This window comes from Actinoplanes sp. CA-252034, from assembly GCF_050956125.1.
GTDB lineage: Bacteria > Actinomycetota > Actinomycetes > Mycobacteriales > Micromonosporaceae > Actinoplanes.
Genome location: NZ_CP191846.1, coordinates 10,419,680 through 10,435,807, shown reverse-complemented (window position 1 = coordinate 10,435,807; position 16,128 = coordinate 10,419,680). Strand labels below are relative to the sequence as shown.

14 protein-coding genes are annotated in these 16,128 nt (G+C 71.0%); 11 read left to right on the top strand and 3 right to left on the bottom strand.

Annotated features, from left to right (window positions below):
* Positions 1–2,565 precede the first annotated feature (2,565 nt).
* The 6 genes from dacB to folE all read left to right on the top strand — a co-directional run bounded on the left by dacB (position 2,566) and on the right by folE (position 9,622).
* Entirely contained in the window at positions 2,566–3,975 is a 1,410-nt protein-coding gene (gene dacB, locus ACQPZW_RS47300; protein WP_433792506.1) for a D-alanyl-D-alanine carboxypeptidase/D-alanyl-D-alanine endopeptidase, read from the top strand.
* Positions 3,976–4,026: 51 nt separating this feature from the next.
* On the top strand, positions 4,027–5,067 hold the full coding sequence (locus ACQPZW_RS47295) for a zinc-dependent metalloprotease (protein WP_433792505.1): 1,041 nt from the start codon (positions 4,027–4,029) through the stop codon (positions 5,065–5,067).
* 2 nt (positions 5,068–5,069) lie between these two features.
* Positions 5,070–6,044 (top strand): tRNA lysidine(34) synthetase TilS, encoded by a 975-nt coding sequence (gene tilS / locus ACQPZW_RS47290; RefSeq protein ID WP_433792504.1) that lies wholly within the window; start codon positions 5,070–5,072, stop codon positions 6,042–6,044.
* A 65-nt stretch (positions 6,045–6,109) separates the two neighbouring features.
* Entirely contained in the window at positions 6,110–6,685 is a 576-nt protein-coding gene (gene hpt / locus ACQPZW_RS47285) for a hypoxanthine phosphoribosyltransferase (RefSeq protein ID WP_433792503.1), read from the top strand.
* Positions 6,686–6,962: 277 nt separating this feature from the next.
* A complete protein-coding gene (gene ftsH, locus ACQPZW_RS47280) occupies positions 6,963–8,978 on the top strand; it encodes an ATP-dependent zinc metalloprotease FtsH (RefSeq protein ID WP_433792502.1) in 2,016 nt (671 codons plus the stop codon).
* Positions 8,979–8,983: 5 nt separating this feature from the next.
* Complete coding sequence (gene folE / locus ACQPZW_RS47275) at positions 8,984–9,622, top strand: GTP cyclohydrolase I FolE (protein ID WP_433792501.1); 639 nt, start codon at positions 8,984–8,986, stop codon at positions 9,620–9,622.
* 63 nt (positions 9,623–9,685) lie between these two features.
* Here the strand turns inward: folE and ACQPZW_RS47270 are convergent, their stop codons facing one another.
* The 3 genes from ACQPZW_RS47270 to ACQPZW_RS47260 are packed head-to-tail and all read right to left on the bottom strand — an operon-like array spanning position 9,686 to position 13,231.
* On the bottom strand, positions 9,686–9,946 hold the full coding sequence (locus tag ACQPZW_RS47270) for a hypothetical protein (RefSeq protein ID WP_093619422.1): 261 nt from the start codon (positions 9,944–9,946) through the stop codon (positions 9,686–9,688).
* Between the two features lie 10 nt (positions 9,947–9,956).
* On the bottom strand, positions 9,957–10,637 hold the full coding sequence (locus tag ACQPZW_RS47265; RefSeq protein WP_433792500.1) for a hypothetical protein: 681 nt from the start codon (positions 10,635–10,637) through the stop codon (positions 9,957–9,959).
* Positions 10,634–13,231, bottom strand: coding sequence for an FtsK/SpoIIIE domain-containing protein (locus tag ACQPZW_RS47260; RefSeq protein WP_433792499.1), 2,598 nt, complete (start codon positions 13,229–13,231; stop codon positions 10,634–10,636). Before ACQPZW_RS47260 ends, ACQPZW_RS47265 begins: the two co-directional genes overlap by 4 nt.
* A 191-nt stretch (positions 13,232–13,422) precedes the next feature.
* Between ACQPZW_RS47260 and ACQPZW_RS47255 the strand changes: the two genes are divergently transcribed.
* The 5 genes from ACQPZW_RS47255 to ACQPZW_RS47235 all read left to right on the top strand — a co-directional run bounded on the left by ACQPZW_RS47255 (position 13,423) and on the right by ACQPZW_RS47235 (position 16,125).
* A complete protein-coding gene (locus ACQPZW_RS47255; protein WP_433792498.1) occupies positions 13,423–13,782 on the top strand; it encodes a hypothetical protein in 360 nt (119 codons plus the stop codon).
* A gap of 8 nt (positions 13,783–13,790) precedes the next feature.
* The gene (locus ACQPZW_RS47250; protein ID WP_433792497.1) at positions 13,791–14,096 is read left to right on the top strand and encodes a hypothetical protein; all 306 of its coding nucleotides are present in this window, start codon (positions 13,791–13,793) and stop codon (positions 14,094–14,096) included.
* Between the two features lie 121 nt (positions 14,097–14,217).
* Positions 14,218–15,213 carry a hypothetical protein gene (locus ACQPZW_RS47245; protein WP_433792496.1) on the top strand — a complete coding sequence of 332 codons (996 nt, stop codon included), beginning with the start codon at positions 14,218–14,220 and terminating at the stop codon, positions 15,211–15,213.
* Between the two features lie 20 nt (positions 15,214–15,233).
* Entirely contained in the window at positions 15,234–15,515 is a 282-nt protein-coding gene (locus tag ACQPZW_RS47240; protein WP_433792495.1) for a hypothetical protein, read from the top strand.
* A gap of 97 nt (positions 15,516–15,612) precedes the next feature.
* The gene (locus tag ACQPZW_RS47235; protein ID WP_433792494.1) at positions 15,613–16,125 is read left to right on the top strand and encodes a hypothetical protein; all 513 of its coding nucleotides are present in this window, start codon (positions 15,613–15,615) and stop codon (positions 16,123–16,125) included.
* Positions 16,126–16,128 lie beyond the last annotated feature (3 nt).

Below are 16,128 nucleotides of genomic sequence, written 5' to 3'. Positions count from 1 at the left end.
TCGACGCCCGCCGCTGCGCCTCGGTCACAACCGGTGCCCGCTGCTGCTGCTTCGTCTGCTCCGGCGCCCACCGCTGACGCTTCGTCCGGTCCGGCGTCTGCCGCTGCTGCTTCGCCTGGTCCGGCACCCTTCGGTGCTGCATCGGCCGGTTCGGGGGCGCCTGCCGCGGGGCAGTCCGCCGCTGGGAGCCGGCCGGGTCAAGGTCCGCTTCCGCTCACGTTCCTTTCGGGGGATGAGTCTGCTGCCCCCGGGGCCGATCCGGCGCAGCCGATCGTCTCGCAGCCACCTGCGCCCGCTGCGCAAACACCTATATCGGTGCATAACGCGGATGGTTCGGAATCAGGCGCCGGTACTGGCTCTACTCCGGCCGCCCGTGCCACCGCATCGGCACCGGCCATCCCGCGACAGGCCTCGGCGCCTCAGCTCGAAAGCGCGGCGCAGGGAACGATTTCTCCGCAGGTGGAGCCTGCTGTGCAGGGAGTGACGGCTGCACCGGCGGATCGTGCGCGAACGGGTGTCGCCGCGGCACCGGGCGACCGGGCCGGGCGGAGCGTCGCCTCGCCGCAGGTCGGCGGATCCGGACACTATCCGCCCAGTGGGCCCGGGCCGACCGGGAACTGGCCGGGTGGGCAGGCGGGTCAGGGTTCCGCACGTGGGGCCTGGGCGGCAGGTCCGTCCGCGCCGATCAGTGCATCCGCTGCTGGGGCACCCTCTGCACCCGGCGAGCAGAGCGCAAGCGGTCATCCCGATGGTGCAGCCGACGCCGCTCAAGGTGCTGCCCAGAGCGGGCCGGCTGAGTCCGGTGCTGGTCAAGGCTCGGGCGCCGGCGCGGCTCGGCCTGCGGATGCCGGTTCGGGCGGCGGCGCGGTTCGGCCTGCTGATACCGGTTCGGGCGCCGGCCCGGTTCGGCCTGTGGATGCCGGTTCGGGCGCTGGCGAGGCCCGGCCTGCTAATACCGGTTCGGGCGCTGGCGAGGCCCGGCCTGCTGATACCGGTTCGGGTGCCGCTCCGAGGCGCGCGAGGGACCTGGGTGACCTGGGCGCCGGTCCCGGCCGAGTCGAAAAGCCGGCCACTCAGAGCGCGCCAGCAGCTAATACGCCCGAGAAGCCTGGTCAAGGCAGTGCTGCGCCCCAGACGGAGGCCCACGGCGCCAAGGGATCAGTGCCGGGTCAGCCGGCGGTGCCAGGCTCCGGGTCGGGTCGTGCCGTGGTCCCGGACGGCCAGAAGAGTGCCCAGGCCCAGGTTGCGGAGGGTAGGGAGTCCGCAGCGGGTCAGGTGCCGAGCGCCGGGTCGGGCCGTGCGGCGGTTCAAACTGGCCAAGCTGCCGGATCCGCGCAGGTCGCCAAGGCTGGATCTGCGCAGGTCGCCAAGGCTGGATCTGCGCAGGTCGCCAAGGCTGGATCCGCGCAGGTCGGTGACGCTGGATCTGCGCAGGTCGGTAATGGTGGTGCGCCCGGCCAGACGCCCCAGGGTGGCCCGGCGGGTGGGTCTGCGGAGCAGGCTGTATCGGATGCCGATCGTGGTTCGGCCGCCGGACAGATCAAGACGATCGATCCCGACCAGACCGCGACCATCGACCGGACCGCTATGTCGGGCCGGCCGGGGAGTCCCGGGGCTGTCGATCCCGATCGCACGGCGAGCCTGCAGCGACCGGTGGATCCGGATCGCACCGCGAGCCTGCCGCGTCCGGCGGATCTGAATCGTCCGGCGAAGCAACAACCGCCTACGGACCTGGACCGCACTGTCAGCCTGCAGCGCCCGGTCGACCCGGACCGCACCGCCAATCTCGGGCCGGGCAGCGGTGCCGGTCAGGGCGTGGGGCCGTGGGCGACGAGGCCGACCTCACTGGGCACGGGCCGGGCGGGGACGGCCGCCGGCGGGACGCCGACGGCGAAGGGAACCACGCCGACCAGCCCGGACACGGATGCAACGCAGGCCATCGGTCAAGCGGCGAGTGGCAAAGCACAGTCAGCCGGACAGTCGTCGGCTAAAGGCTCGGCTCGGCCGGACAGCTCGGCAGCCAGCGGTGCCGCGAAGGTGGGCGGTGCCGCGCAGACCGGTGGCCCGGCAGCGGGCGGGGCCGCGAAGGTCGGCGGTGCCGCGGCGAGCGGGGCTGCGAAAGTCGGCGGTGCCGCGCAGACCGGTGGCCCGGCAGCGAGCGGGGCCGCGAAGGTCGGTGGTGCGACGGCGAGCGGGGCCGCGAAGGTCGGTGGTGCTGCGAAGGTCGGTGGGGCCGCGAAGGTCGGTGGCGCGGGTCAGTTCGGGGCGGCCAAGTCGGCTATTGCCGGCAGCGGGACGGCGTCGAAGGCGGCTGCTCCGGGAGCCGGGCAGGTGGCAGGGCAGGCGGGATCGGCCGGCGCCGGGCAGTACGGGCGTGCCGTCGTACCGCCGAATGTGGCTCGTGCGAGTGTGCCCACCGCAGCGCCCGGGTCGAAGCCCGGCACGGACGCCGAACCCCGGACCGGTAGCGAGGCCGCCGCTGGTGGGGGCGCGATTGCGGCCGGCGTGGGAACGGGGCGCGGGTCGCGTACCAAATGGGCCCTCGTGGGTTTGATCTTGATTGCGATGATCGGCGCCGTCGGGATCGTGGTGCGGCCCGGACCGGTCGACGGTTGGCTGGACGCGCTGACCGGCGAGCCGACCCGGACGACGCCCGCCCCCGCGCCGACCACGCCGGAGCCGACGCCGACACCGGTCCTGGTGGCAGCGGAGGCGGACGGCTCCGTCCCGGACGCGGCGGCGGTGAAGGCGGCGCTGGATCCGCTGGTGAATGCGAAGGCGCTCGGCCCGACCGTGCACATCCGGGTGCTCGATGTGGCGAGCGACACTGTTCTCTACGAGCGCAATCCGGAGAAGGCGACCACCCCGGCCTCGACCACGAAGGTGCTGACCGCGGCGACCGTGCTGGCCGCGCGGGGGGCCGCCTACCGGCTGGAGACCCGGGTGGTGGCCGGTAGCGCCCCGGGTGAGGTGGTGATCGTCGGTGGCGGTGACGCGACGCTGGCCGTCGAGGAGGACGACAAGGACCTGTTCCCCGGCGCGGCGCGCCTGGACGACCTGGCGGAGCAGGTGAAGAAGACGCTCGGCGGGGTGAAACCGACCCGCGTCGTGGTGGACACCTCGCTCTTCGAGGGTCCGGAGACCGCGCAGGGCTGGGACGCCTGGGACGTCTCACCGGGTGGCCAGGTGGCCCGGATCCAGTCGCTGATGACGAATGCCGGCCGGATTCAGCCGGTGCACAACGAGTTCGGTGGGGATCCGCGCTACGCCGACCCGGCGCTGTCGGCGGGCAAGCTGTTCGCCAAGATGATCGGCTCGCCGCAGACGTCGGTGAAGAAGGGCGCGGCGCCGGCCCGCGCCGCCGACGCGGCGCCGTCGGCCGACCCGGCCGGGACCTGGACGCCCGGCGCCGAGCTGGGCCGGGTGCAGTCGCCGCCGCTGGTGCAGGTGGTCGACTGGATGCTGCAGCAGAGCGACAACGTGCTGGCCGAGGTGCTGGGCCGGCAGGTGGCGCTGGCGGCCGGCAAGGAGGCGAGCTTCACGGGTGCGGCCGAGGCGATGGCCGACAAGCTCGCCGAGCTGGGCCTTCCGGCCGATCAGGCGACGTTGTACGACGCCAGTGGCCTCTCCAAGCGCAACGGCATCACCCCGGCCCTGCTGGTGGAGACGCTGGCGCTGGCGGCCGGCGGCTCACAGCCCGCGCTCGGCAACATCTTCAACGGGCTGCCGGTGGCCGGCTGGTCGGGAACCATGGAGACGAGATTCGCCACACCCAGCGGCAACGCCACGGCACAGGGGGTCGTACGGGCCAAGACCGGCACCCTGAGTGGGGTGAACACCCTGGCCGGAGTGCTGGTCACCAGGGATCGGCGGGTGCTCGCCTTCGCGATCATGGCGAAGGGCGGCGCGGATGCCGTGGCGGCCCGGTCGGCGATCGACGAGGTGGCGGCCCGGTTGGTGGCCTGCGGCTGTTGATCCGGGGTTTCACCTGAGTGCGGTCTGGAACCGCGCGGGTACGGTGGCTGCATGGCGCAGTTCGTTGACTGGGATCTGGCCGCCGCAACCGCGGGCGCGCTGTCCAAATCAGGGCCCGCGGTCTCCTTCGAGGAGGCCACTCAGGTGGTGTCCGAGCTGCGGGCGCTGACCGACGAGGCGGCGGTGCACGTCGCCGCATACACGGGGTTGACCTCACAGACCGAGGTGCCGCCGGTCCGGGTGGTGGACCGGCGGGATTGGGCGAAGGTGAACCTCGCCGGCCTGCAGCGGGTGATCGGCCCACTCGTGACCCGCCTGTCGGGTGACAAGGAGCCGAGCCCGCTGGTCGACGCGATCGGCTCCCGGGTGACCGGCGTGCAGGCCGGGACGGTTCTGGCCTATCTGTCCGGCCGTGTCCTCGGGCAGTATGAGGTGTTCTCCGGCGACCCGGGTCAGCTCCTGCTGAACGCTCCCAACATCGTCGAGGTCGAGCGCAAGATCGACGCCGATCCCCGTGACTTCCGGCTCTGGGTGTGCCTGCACGAGGTGACGCACCGCACCCAGTTCACCGCGGTCCCGTGGATGCGTGGCTACTTCCTCGGCGAGGTGCAGGCCTTCGTCGACGCCTCGCAGGGCGGCGAGCACGTGCTGGAGCGACTGCGCCGGGGCGTGGCCACGCTCTCCGAGGCGCTGCGTGACGAGGAGAGCCGTGTCTCCGTGCTGGACATCGTGCAGACCCCGGCGCAGCGTGCCGTGCTGGACCGGCTGACCGCGCTGATGACCCTGCTCGAGGGGCACGCCGAGTTCGTCATGGACGGCGTGGGTCCCGAGGTGATCCCGTCGGTCGAGTCGATCCGGGCCAAGTTCAACCGGCGCCGCGAGGGCGGCAACCCCCTGGAGAAGGCGCTGCGCCGCGTGCTCGGCATCGAGGTCAAGATGCGGCAGTACGCCGAGGGCCGCAAGTTCGTCCACGGTGTGCACGAGCGGGTCGGCATGGCCGGCTTCAACAAGATCTTCGATTCCCCGCTGTCGCTGCCCCGCCTGGAGGAGCTCGGCGACCCGGACGCCTGGGTGGCGCGGGTGCACGGCTGACCATGGCCAGGATCCCGCCGCCGGTGGCGGCAGTGCGCATGGCGGTGCGCCGGGGCCTGGCCGACCTTCCCGGGGATGCCCTGATCCTGGTGGCCTGCTCGGGTGGAGCCGATTCTCTGGCACTCGCCTCGGCGGCCCAGTTCTGTGGCCGCCGGGTCGGCCTGGTCACGGTCGACCACGGTCTGCAGGAGGGCTCCGACCGGCGTGCCCGGTCGGTGGCCGCGTGGGCGCGCGACGCCGGCCTCGACCCGGTGCGGATCGAGACCGTCTCGGTGTCCGGCCTGCCCGGCGGACCGGAGGCGGCCGCCCGCACCGCACGCTACGAGGCGCTGAGCGCGGCCGCCGCCGAGCTGGGCGCCGCCACGGTGCTGCTCGGGCACACCCGCGACGACCAGGCCGAGACGGTGCTGCTCGCGATGGCCCGGGGCGCCGGACCGCGCGGGCTGTCCGGGATGCCGGCCCGGCGGGGGGTCTTCCGCCGGCCACTGCTCGAGGTGGCCCGGGCCGACACCCGGAAGGCGTGTGCCGCCCTGGGCCTGGCCCCCTGGGAGGATCCCCACAACACCGATCCGGCGTACGCACGTTCGCGCGTCCGTGCCTCGGCACTGCCGGCCCTGGTCGACGCCCTGGGCCCGGCCGTGCTGCCCAATCTGGCCCGGACCGCGGCGCTGGTGGCGGCGGACAACGCGGCTCTCGACGAGTTGTCCGCGCAGGCGCTCGAATCGGCCCGGTCTGCGGCGGGCCTGTCGGCGGCGGTCCTGGCCGCGATGCTGCCGGCGATCCGGGGGCGGGCGCTGCACCGCTGGGCGCGGGAGCTGGGGGCGCCGGGCGGGGCTCTGGCGTACGGCCATGTGGTCGCCCTGGACGCTCTGGTGACCGACTGGCACGGTCAGGGACCGGTGTTCCTGCCCGCCGGAATAGGGGTGGCACGCCGTTCGGACGACCTCGTACGGGTGATTCCCGCCGATATCAGCTGAGGCATCCCGTTCGGAATCCGGCCCCGTTCGCCGAACGGTAACTTGCATACGGCAGGCTTAGGGCCATGGCTGATGGCTCTTGGTACGACACCGACATCGACCACGTGATCATCTCGGAGCAACAGATCCGGGACAAGATCGACGAACTGGCCAAGCAGGTGTCCGTGGACCACACCGACGCCGCCGACGGCATCCTGCTCGTCTGTGTGCTGAAGGGCGCGGTCATGTTCATGGCCGACTTCGCCCGGGCGCTGGGCAAGCACGGCCCCTCGACCGAGATGGAGTTCATGGCCGTCTCGTCGTATGGGCAGGGGACGACCTCGTCGGGCGTGGTGCGGATCCTGAAGGATCTGGACAGGGACATCGCCGGTCGGCACGTGCTCGTCGTCGAGGACATCGTGGATTCCGGTTTGACCCTCTCCTGGCTGATGAAGTATCTGGAGTCGCGGCAGCCGGCCAGCGTCGAGGTGGTGGCGCTGTTCCGTAAGCCGGACGCGGTCAAGGTGCAGGTCCCCGTTCGGTATGTGGGCTTCGACATTCCCAGCGAGTTCGTGGTCGGCTACGGTCTGGACTTCGCCGAGAGGTATCGGGAGCTGCCTTACGTGGGCGTTCTCAAGCCCGAGGTGTACGCCCGTAGCTGAACCGCTTTCTCAGCGTGTTCTCAGTATTGGTTCATTATGGGCGTTTTTGCACCTGAACCGCCCTGATTTAACCGGGCGTACGCGTCGTTCGCCCTGCGGGCTCACGGGTTCGTAAACAGCACCTACGGTGTACGGTCGAGTGACCGATGGCGCGGTGTCACGAGCGCCGGAGGGGCTGAGGCCGGAAACGGCCTCGGCAGCCGCCGGTGGGCGGTGACGTTGAGGTGACCAGGACGGCCGATCAGGAGGGTCCGGGCGCTTGGCGCCCGACAACAGTATGGAACGTACGCGTTTCTTCCGCCGCCCGGTGGTCTGGATCATTCTGGTGATCATCGGCGTACTCGGGCTGAGCATGCTCTTCACCAGTGGTCCGAGCTACCAGAAGGTCGAGACATCGGTCGCGCTTGACCGTTTGAACAGTGCTGGCATCGAGAAGATCGTCCTCAAGGACAAGGAGCAGACGCTCCAGATCGATCTCGCCAATGCCGAGACGTTCGACGGCAAGTCCACCAAACAGATCGAAGCTCAGTATCCGTATGAGCTCACCGACGAGATCTTCGCCAAAGCCGAGCAGGCCAGGGCTCAGAAGTTCGTCTCCGGCAAGGTCGACACGTCGGTCTCCGGTGACAACATTCTGCTCAGCATCCTGATCAACCTGCTGCCGATCGCGATCCTCGTGGTCCTGCTGCTGTTGTTCATGTCGCAGATGCAGGGCGGCGGCTCCCGGGTGCTCAACTTCGGCAAGTCCAAGGCGAAGATGATCACCAAGGACACGCCGAAGACGACGTTCGCCGACGTGGCGGGCGCCGACGAAGCGGTCGAGGAGCTCCAGGAGATCAAGGACTTCCTGCAGAACCCGACGAAGTACCAGGCACTCGGCGCCAAGATCCCGAAGGGCGTGCTGCTCTTCGGCTCCCCCGGTACCGGTAAGACCCTGCTGGCCCGTGCCGTGGCCGGCGAGGCCGGTGTGCCGTTCTACTCCATCTCCGGCTCCGACTTCGTGGAGATGTTCGTCGGTGTCGGCGCGAGCCGGGTCCGCGACCTCTTCGAGCAGGCCAAGTCGAACGCTCCGGCGATCGTCTTCGTCGACGAGATCGACGCCGTCGGCCGGCACCGCGGCGCCGGCATGGGCGGTGGCCACGACGAGCGCGAGCAGACCCTCAACCAGCTGCTCGTCGAGATGGACGGCTTCGACACCAAGGGCGGCGTGATCCTGATCGCGGCGACCAACCGGCCGGACATCCTCGACCCGGCGCTGCTGCGTCCCGGCCGTTTCGACCGGCAGATCCCGGTCGACAACCCGGACATGGAGGGCCGCAAGGCGATCCTGCGGGTGCACGCCAAGGGCAAGCCGTTCACGCCCGACGTCGACCTCGACTCGGTCGCCCGCCGTACCCCGGGGTTCTCCGGCGCCGACCTGGCCAACGTGATCAACGAGGCCGCGCTGCTGACCGCCCGGCACGAGAAGCGGGCGATCTCCAACGAGTACCTCGAAGAGGCGATCGACCGGGTCATCGCCGGCCCCGAGCGCCGCACCCGGGCGATGAGCGACAAGGAAAAGAAGATCACCGCGTACCACGAGGGTGGACACGCGCTGGTCGCCTACGCTCTGCCGCACTCCGCTCCGGTGCACAAGGTGACGATCCTGCCGCGTGGCCGCTCGCTGGGTCACACGCTGGTCCTGCCGACCGAGGACAAGTACACGCAGACCCGGGCCGAGATGATCGACACCCTGGCGTATGCGCTGGGTGGCCGGGCCGCCGAGGAGCTCGTCTTCCACGAGCCCACCACCGGCGCCGGCAACGACATCGAGAAGGCGACCAACCTGGCCAAGGCCATGGTCACGCAGTACGGCATGAGCTCGAAGCTGGGCGCCGTGAAGTACGGCACCACCGGTGACGAGCCGTTCATGGGTCGCAGCATGGGGCACGACAAGGCGTACTCGGACTCCGTCGCCGCGGACATCGACGCCGAGGTCCGGGCGCTGATCGAGCTGGCCCACGACGAAGCCTGGGAGATCCTCGTCGAGTACCGGGACGTGCTCGACAACATGGTCCTCGAGCTGATGGAGAAGGAGACCATCACGCAGGAGGACATGAACCGGATCTGTGTCCGGGTGGCCAAGCGCCCGCCGATGTCGCCGTTCAACGGCTTCGGCAAGCGCCTGCCGTCCGAGGCGCCGCCCGTGGTCACTCCGGCCGAGCGGGAGAAGCTGAAGGCGCAGGCCGAGGCCGACGGTCAGATCGCGGTCGGGCACAACCCGAATGCGAACGGTTCGGAAAGCAGCAACTGATCACCTTGTCCGACGAACTCGACTACCTCGCCGCCCGGCTGGTCGACGGCAAGCTCACCGGTACTCCGGTGGAGGATGCCGTCGACCTCGGGCGGATCGAGAAAGCGGTCCGGGAGATCCTCATCGCCGTCGGTGAGGACCCGGACCGCGACGGGCTTCAACGGACCCCGGCGCGGGTCGCGCGGGCCTACGCCGAGCTCTTCGCCGGGCTCCGCGTCGATCCGGCCAGCGTTCTCACCACCACGTTCGAGGCGGACCACGAGGAGCTCGTCCTGGTCCGCGACATCGAGCTGCAGAGCATGTGCGAGCACCATCTGCTGCCGTTCAAGGGCGTGGCGCACATCGGCTACATCCCCGGCACCGACGGCCGCATCACCGGCCTGTCGAAACTGGCCCGTCTGGTCGAGGTCTTCGCCCGCCGCCCGCAGGTCCAGGAACGCCTCACGTCACAGATCGCCGACCTGCTGATGGCGCAGCTCGGTGCCCGCGGCGCGATCGTCGTCCTGGAGTGCGAGCACCTGTGCATGGAGATGCGGGGGATTCGGAAGGTCGGCGCCCGTACCGTCACGAGTGCGGTCCGCGGTGGCTTCCAGACCGACGGCAAGGTCCGCGCCGAAGTGATGGCGTTGATAAACGCCCGCTGAAAGACGTCGTCGAGGCCGGCCCGAGGGCCGGCCTTCGTCATATCTGCCAGATCGAGATGCCCGCTAGATCGTGCTGCGGAACTGGTTGGCCGAGTCGACCGCCGCGTGCGTCAGCTGCACCGCCTCGTCCAGCCGGGTCCGCGCCTGCTCCAACTGCGCGATAGCGGCCGCCGCCGCCGGATGGAACGAGCCCACCGCTGTCACCCGCAACCGGGCCAGCGCCTCGTCCAGCTGATCGGCCACCGCCCGGATCCCGGCGACCGCCCGCTGCGCGCCGTCCACCGTGGCCGCCACGTTGACCTTGACCTCTTCGACGTTCGCCACCGCGTCCCCCTCAGAACAGCGCTTCGAGACCGGTGCCGGCACAGGTCAGCAGCACCGGCGTCAAGCACGTGATCAGGCCCAGCACCGGCGTCCGGTCGACGGTCACACCGTCACCGCCGTAGACGAACCCGATCGTCGCCCACCCCAGCCCGAACGCCAGCAACGGCATGCTCAGCCCGCACAACAGCGCGGGGGTCGACGGCGACCCCGACGGGGCCACCACGAACAACAGCACCTGCACCAGCAGCACCGCGGCGGCGAACGGCCCATACACCACCAGATTGCGCGCCCACGGCCGCTGCGGACCGACCGGGCCGGGCCCGACGAAGGCGTTGTCCGCGGCATCCGCGGTGGCCCGGGCCTCACGCAGCGCCGACAGCACGGCCGGCGGGCCACCGGCCGCCCGCTCCATCGCCGTCACCTGGTCCGCCGGGTGCGGCGTCAGATCATTCTCCGGTACGCGGAAGTCGCGTGCCAGCCTCGCTCGTTGCGGGGCCAGCCGCGCGCGAACCGACGTCAGCTCCTGCCTCGCGGCCGCCACCGTCGCGGCATGCTCGCCGGCCACCGAGCTCGCCGCGCGGCGCACCGTGTCCAGCTCCTGCGCGGCCGCCAGATACTCCTCCCAGGGGCCCGGCACGGGTGGTCCCGTCTGCACCGGGATCACTCCGTACTGCTCGGCCTGCTCGGTCACGGCTCGTCACTCTCCGGGTCTACGAACGGGACCACGGTCACCGTGCGGTCGGCATGCCGGTCGTGCAGCAACGCCCGGTTCGCACGCGGGTACCAGTCCACCGGGCGGCCCAGCAGCAGCGACACGTCGGCCTGCGGCACGTTCAGGAACATCAACCCGGCCATGTCCTCCCGGCCCATGCTGCCGCCGGTCTCCTCACTGAACCGGCGCACCCCACGCCACCACGACAGCAGGTGCGCCCCGTTGCTCGGGCCCTCCCGCAACAGCTGCCGCAGACCGCCCAGCGTGCCCGGAGGCGCCGCGTCCATCCCGAACACCACTCGGTAGCCGGGGCGGTCCGCCGCGAGCTCGGCGGCCAGCCCAGCGGCGTCGACGACCTCGACGTCCTGCCGTTGCGCGACCTCGGCGGCCAGAGCCGCCGCCCGCGCATCACCCTCGGCCACCAGCGACGCGATCACGAACCGTGCCGTCCGCGGCGGGTGACACGCGGCCACGCTGCGGGCCGCCGCCTCCAGCGCCTCCGCCCCGGCCGTCTGGGAGCCCAGGATCGCCAGGTGCCGGCCCGGCGACGAGTCCAGTGGGAACGCCGCCGTGGACAGTGCCACGTCGATCACCCGGCCCACCATCGCGGCCGGCCGGGCCACCCGGCCCGCCAGCGCCGACCGGTACGTCGGATCGTCGGCCAGATGCTGCTGCGCATAGCCCGCGAAGATCCGCGGCGGCTGCGACTCCGGGTCACGGCCGCCCCAGAGCCGATGCCGCAGATCACCCAGCAGGGACTGGTCGGCGTGCGGGTCGGGGAAACGGACCACCCGCTCGTGGCCGCGGGTCGCGCCACGGGGGCCACCCAGGCCGCCCGCCGTGTTCACCACCGCGCTGCCCATCGGCAGGCCCGCCGCCGAGTCGTTCGTCGGCTCCAGCACGTCACCGCCGCCCGGCAACGCGATCCGCACCGGGAACTGGCCGAAGATCGAGTCGCGCTTCGCATACAGCGCCTCGACACCCAGCACCGTCTGACTCGCCAGGACCAGATGGATCCCATACGACCGGCCCTTGCGCGCCAGCGACTCCAGCAGCGCCACCGCCTCCGACGCCATCGGATCATTACCGGACAGCAGCACCTGGAACTCGTCGATCACGCACAGCACCCGGGGCAGCGGCCGGCCACGGCCCTCCTCAGCGGCGACCGCCCGCAGATCCGCGAAACGTGACACTCCGGCCCGCTTGTACGCCAGCGACCGGCGGCCCATCTCGGCGTCAAGCTCGCGCAGCACGGCCAGACCGTACTCCCGATCGGACTCCACCCCGACGGCCCGCGCGTGCGGCAGCCACGTCCGGTCCCGCTGGGTCGGCACGAACTCGGAGAACGACACGCCCTCCTTGAAGTCCAGCAGGTAGAACGCGAGCTCATCCGGGCTGTACCGGGCGCCGAGCCCATACAGCACGTTGATCAGGAAGGCGGTCTTGCCGGCGCCCGAGCGGCCGCCCAGCATCCAGTGCGGGGTCAGGTCGTTGAAGCGCAGCACCAACGGCACGTCACCGTGGTGGCCCACCACGGTCTCCACCCCGGCCGCCGCGTCCTGCGACCACAGCTCCTCCGCCGGCTCCGGCAGCAGATCGGCCAGCGTCACCCGGGACGCCTCCACCGAATCGGCCGCCAGCGCCTGACAGACCGCGTCGATCAGATGCGGCGGAGGATCCTCGTCGAGGAAGACCGGAGCATTCAGCCACGCGGTCTCCGGCGCTGATCCGAACCGGCCACCGGGCGGGTCGCCGACGATCGCATAAGGATTACGCACCGAGATCGCCGTCGTCCGCGGCAGCGGAGCCTGCGTCGTCTCGGCCGTCAGCGGAGGCGGCGGCCAGCCCGCCACGATCAGATGCAGCCCCGAATCCGGGCCCTGCTGGGCCAGCGCCGCGATCCGTCGCAGCTCCTCGCCCTCGGTCATCTCCGGCAGGCTCGCGATCACCACGAGCAGCACCCGGTCACGCCGCGCACGTCGGCCCGCACCGGCCCGCACAGGGCGCAACCATTTCTCCGCCTCGGCCAACACGTCCCGCAGGCCCTGGCGATCGGTGGCCGGCGGCGACATCAGACCGGCATCGGCCAGCTCCTCGAACGGCGCGAACACCGCCCCACCGCCGACCCCGTCCACCGCGCGCACCAGCAGCGAACCCGCCGGAGCGGCCGCCAGCAGGCGCAGCAGCAGCGAACGCAGCAGACCGAACACCCGCGGGTCGGTGGCCGTCGCGTCGACCGTCAGATGGCCCGTGCCCAGCAACGGCACCACCGCCGGGAACCGCACATCGTCCAGCGGCTGCGCCAGGCCCACCCGCACGAACTGCGGAATCGCCTCACCACCGAGCGGCGCCACCGACGACAACGCGTCGAGCGTCGCGCCCAGCCAGCCCGGCGTCAACCGCGCCGCGGCCGCCCGCAACCTGTCGGCGAGACGATGCTGCTCACGCGGGTCGGCAGCGGCCGGGGCGAACGCCTCCAGCGCGACCGCGGCAGCATCCGCCGTCGCCACCGCCTGCCGGTGCAGAGCAGCGGCCTGCCGGACCCGCAGAGTCGAATCCGCCACTGCCGTCACCTCCTGTCCGCGGAATAAAACCTATCCCAGACCTGTCCGGTCACCGCGTTGCGTACCCGGTGCGACTTTCGTGCCGGACCCGGCCGCATCCGTCCAATCTCGACCTGCCGGGAAACGTTGCGTGCCGGTTTGAACTCGGAGCGTGCAACAGAGGTATTCGCAAGCACAGGAACCGTGCGAGGGAGGTTGAGGTGAACGTCACCCAGGAGTACGACGAGCACGTCCGATCCACCCGGGAGACGGACTACATCGCCTCCATCGGGGAGGGCGCCGACGGCATCGTCCGGATCGAGCTCGACGGTGACGGCCGGCTCTGGGACGTCGTCCTCGACCCACAGGTCACCGAACTCACCGTCGACCAGCTCCGGACCGCTCTCTTCGACGCGATCACCGCCGCGCAGGCCGGGATGCCGGCTCCCTCCGCACCCGCCGGGCCGCCCGCCTCCGACTTCGAGGCCTCCGTAGCCGACGTCAACACCGCGGCCGAACGGCGCTTCGCCGAGATCTCCGCGGTCCTGCACGACCTCTCCCGGCGGGCGGCACGGCGATGAACGTACGCGTGCAGGTCGACCCTCAGACCGTGGCCGCCGCCGGCAGCGCCCTCGCCGGGATCGCCCAGCGGATGGCCGACGACATCGCCGCCCTGGAGAACACCGTCGCCGGGCCGGCCGCCCCGTGGGGTGACGACGAGAGCGGCGGCGTGTTCGCCCTCGCCTACCAGTCCGTGCTCGGGCACGCCCTGCAGGCCCTCGGGAGCCACGTCCAGCAGATCGGCGATGCCGCCGTGGGTCTGCACCACCAGGCCCGGGCCATCGCCGCCGCCGACGCCGAAGCCGGGGCCGAGCTCGCCGGAGGTCGGTCATGACCATCGAGCTGCCCGTCTTCGGTCCCGGGAGGTCGGTCATGACGATCGAGCCGGCCGTCTTCGGTCCCGGGAGGTCGGTCATGACGATCGAGCCGGCCGTCTTCGGCCCCGGGAGGCCGTCATGACCATCGAGCTGCCCGCTGAGCTCACCGAGCCGCTGTCCTGGCTCGGGCTCAGCTGGCCGCAAGCCGACGAGGACCGGCTGCACGCCGACGGCCTCGCCTGGATCGAGCACGCCACCCGGCTGCGACGGCACGCCGCCGAAGCCGACACCGCCGCACGCCGGGTCTGGCTGGAGAACGAGGGCGCCTCCGTCGACGCCTTCGAGCAGTGGTGGAACGGCGAGGACGGCCCCGGCCGGCACCTCGACGACGCCGCCACCGCAGTCGAGCTCATCGGTGCCGGCCTCATCGCCATGGCCGGCGTCACCGTCGCCCTCAAGACCGCCTACCTCGCCCAGCTCACCCTTCTCGCCTTCCAGGTCGGCCAGGCCGTCGCCACCTCCGTCGCGACCGCCGGCGCCACCCTCGCCGAGATCCCCCTCTTCGTCGCGGCCAGCCGGGTCGCCTGCCGCAAGCTCGTCCACGAGGCGCTGCAGGTGGTCGAAGGCGAGATCGCCGACATGTTCACCCAGGCCGCCATGCTGCTGCGGACCGCCGGCACCAAGGCCGCCGCCCGGCACGCCGGCCGGCTGGCCGAGCACTTCGGGCAGAACTCGGAATTCCACCGGCTCATGCGCGAGGTCGAGCGAGCCGACGTCAGCAGCCCGTTCAACGGCGCCAACTTCTACTCCGGGGCGCTCGACGACGGCACCCGCATGCGGGGCTTCGCCGAGAAACACACCGACGGCATCACCAGGGTGACGCTGGAACAGACGCCGGGCGGGCGGAGGTTCGACGACATGCTTCTCTTCGAGGAGCACTCGCCGATTCGCAAGGGGCAGGCGGGTGGCGTCTGGGAGAGGCTCTCCGAGCGGTACGCCGAAGGGGCTCAGGGCGAGGTGACGGCATGGTCGCACCAGCCGCGAGCCGACGGGATCTGGAACACGGTGGAGAAGCCGGCCTTGGAACGCAATCCCGCAGTGACGAAGATAAGTGTCATCGACCCCGGGGCGTGACCGTCGGATGGAGTTCGGAAATGGCCGTTCACGAGATCCAGAGCCAGTCGGCGCGTACCGATACCGGCGTGATCCTGCGCAGCGTGGACAGAGAGAACATGCGTGCCGAGTATCGGGGCCGCCGCATCCTGCTGGGGGTGGAGCGCGGGGTCGGAACCGATGTCGTCTACCTGCCCAGGACACCTGCCTGGGAGGACGGCGAGGCGATCTCCGCGACGGACCTGGCCGTCGTCAAGGACGGGGTGGTCGAGATCCTGCGGTACTGGGGGTCCGCCACCGAGTTCTACACGCTGTCGGTGTGAGGAGTGTGGACGAACTAAGGTCGTACACATGGGACCGCGAGAGCCTGAGACCGGCGCCGGCTTCACACCACCGCCGCCCCGGGCCGACGGTGAGGCGGTGACCACGCCTCCTCTGCCGCCGACCGGGCAGCGTCCGGGTGCGCGGCGGGGCCGTCTCCAGAGTCGGCGGGCCCGGTTGGTGCTGGCCTTGACCGGCGGTCTTCTGGCGCTGTTGTGCGTCGGCGGGGTGGGCGCCTTCTTCGTCCTCTACGACGAGGCGACCGAGATCAAGAGAACTGAGCCGGATGCCGTGGTCGACAGCTTCCTGGCGGCCACGCTGGTCAATCGAGACGACCAGGAGGCCTCGCTTTACCGGTGCAAGTCCGGCGGTGACTTTCAGCAGCTCATGCAGTTCCGCGATGACACGGTGAAGCGTGAGAAAGACTTCTCGGTGGGAATCGCGGTCAGTTGGTCGAGCCTTGACGTGAATGTCGCCGGATCCAGCGGCACCGTGAGTGCGGATCTGAAGCGGACAATCTCCGCTCAGGCGGGCCGTGACAGCAGTTCCTGGCAGTTCGCGGTGGTCGACGAGGACGGATGGCGAGTCTGCGGAGCAACAAAGACCGGGTGAGTG

Excerpts from the sequence above, each read along its gene's own strand:
- tilS (WP_433792504.1), top strand. The coding sequence starts at position 5,070 with ATGGCCAGGATCCCGCCGCCGGTGGCGGCAGTGCGCATGGCGGTGCGC.
- ACQPZW_RS47245 (WP_433792496.1), top strand. The coding sequence starts at position 14,218 with ATGACCATCGAGCTGCCCGCTGAGCTCACCGAGCCGCTGTCCTGGCTC.
- ftsH (WP_433792502.1), top strand. The coding sequence starts at position 6,963 with ATGGAACGTACGCGTTTCTTCCGCCGCCCGGTGGTCTGGATCATTCTG.
- dacB (WP_433792506.1), top strand. The coding sequence starts at position 2,566 with ATGATCGGCGCCGTCGGGATCGTGGTGCGGCCCGGACCGGTCGACGGT.
- ACQPZW_RS47240 (WP_433792495.1), top strand. The coding sequence starts at position 15,234 with ATGGCCGTTCACGAGATCCAGAGCCAGTCGGCGCGTACCGATACCGGC.
- ACQPZW_RS47295 (WP_433792505.1), top strand. The coding sequence starts at position 4,027 with ATGGCGCAGTTCGTTGACTGGGATCTGGCCGCCGCAACCGCGGGCGCG.
- hpt (WP_433792503.1), top strand. The coding sequence starts at position 6,110 with ATGGCTGATGGCTCTTGGTACGACACCGACATCGACCACGTGATCATC.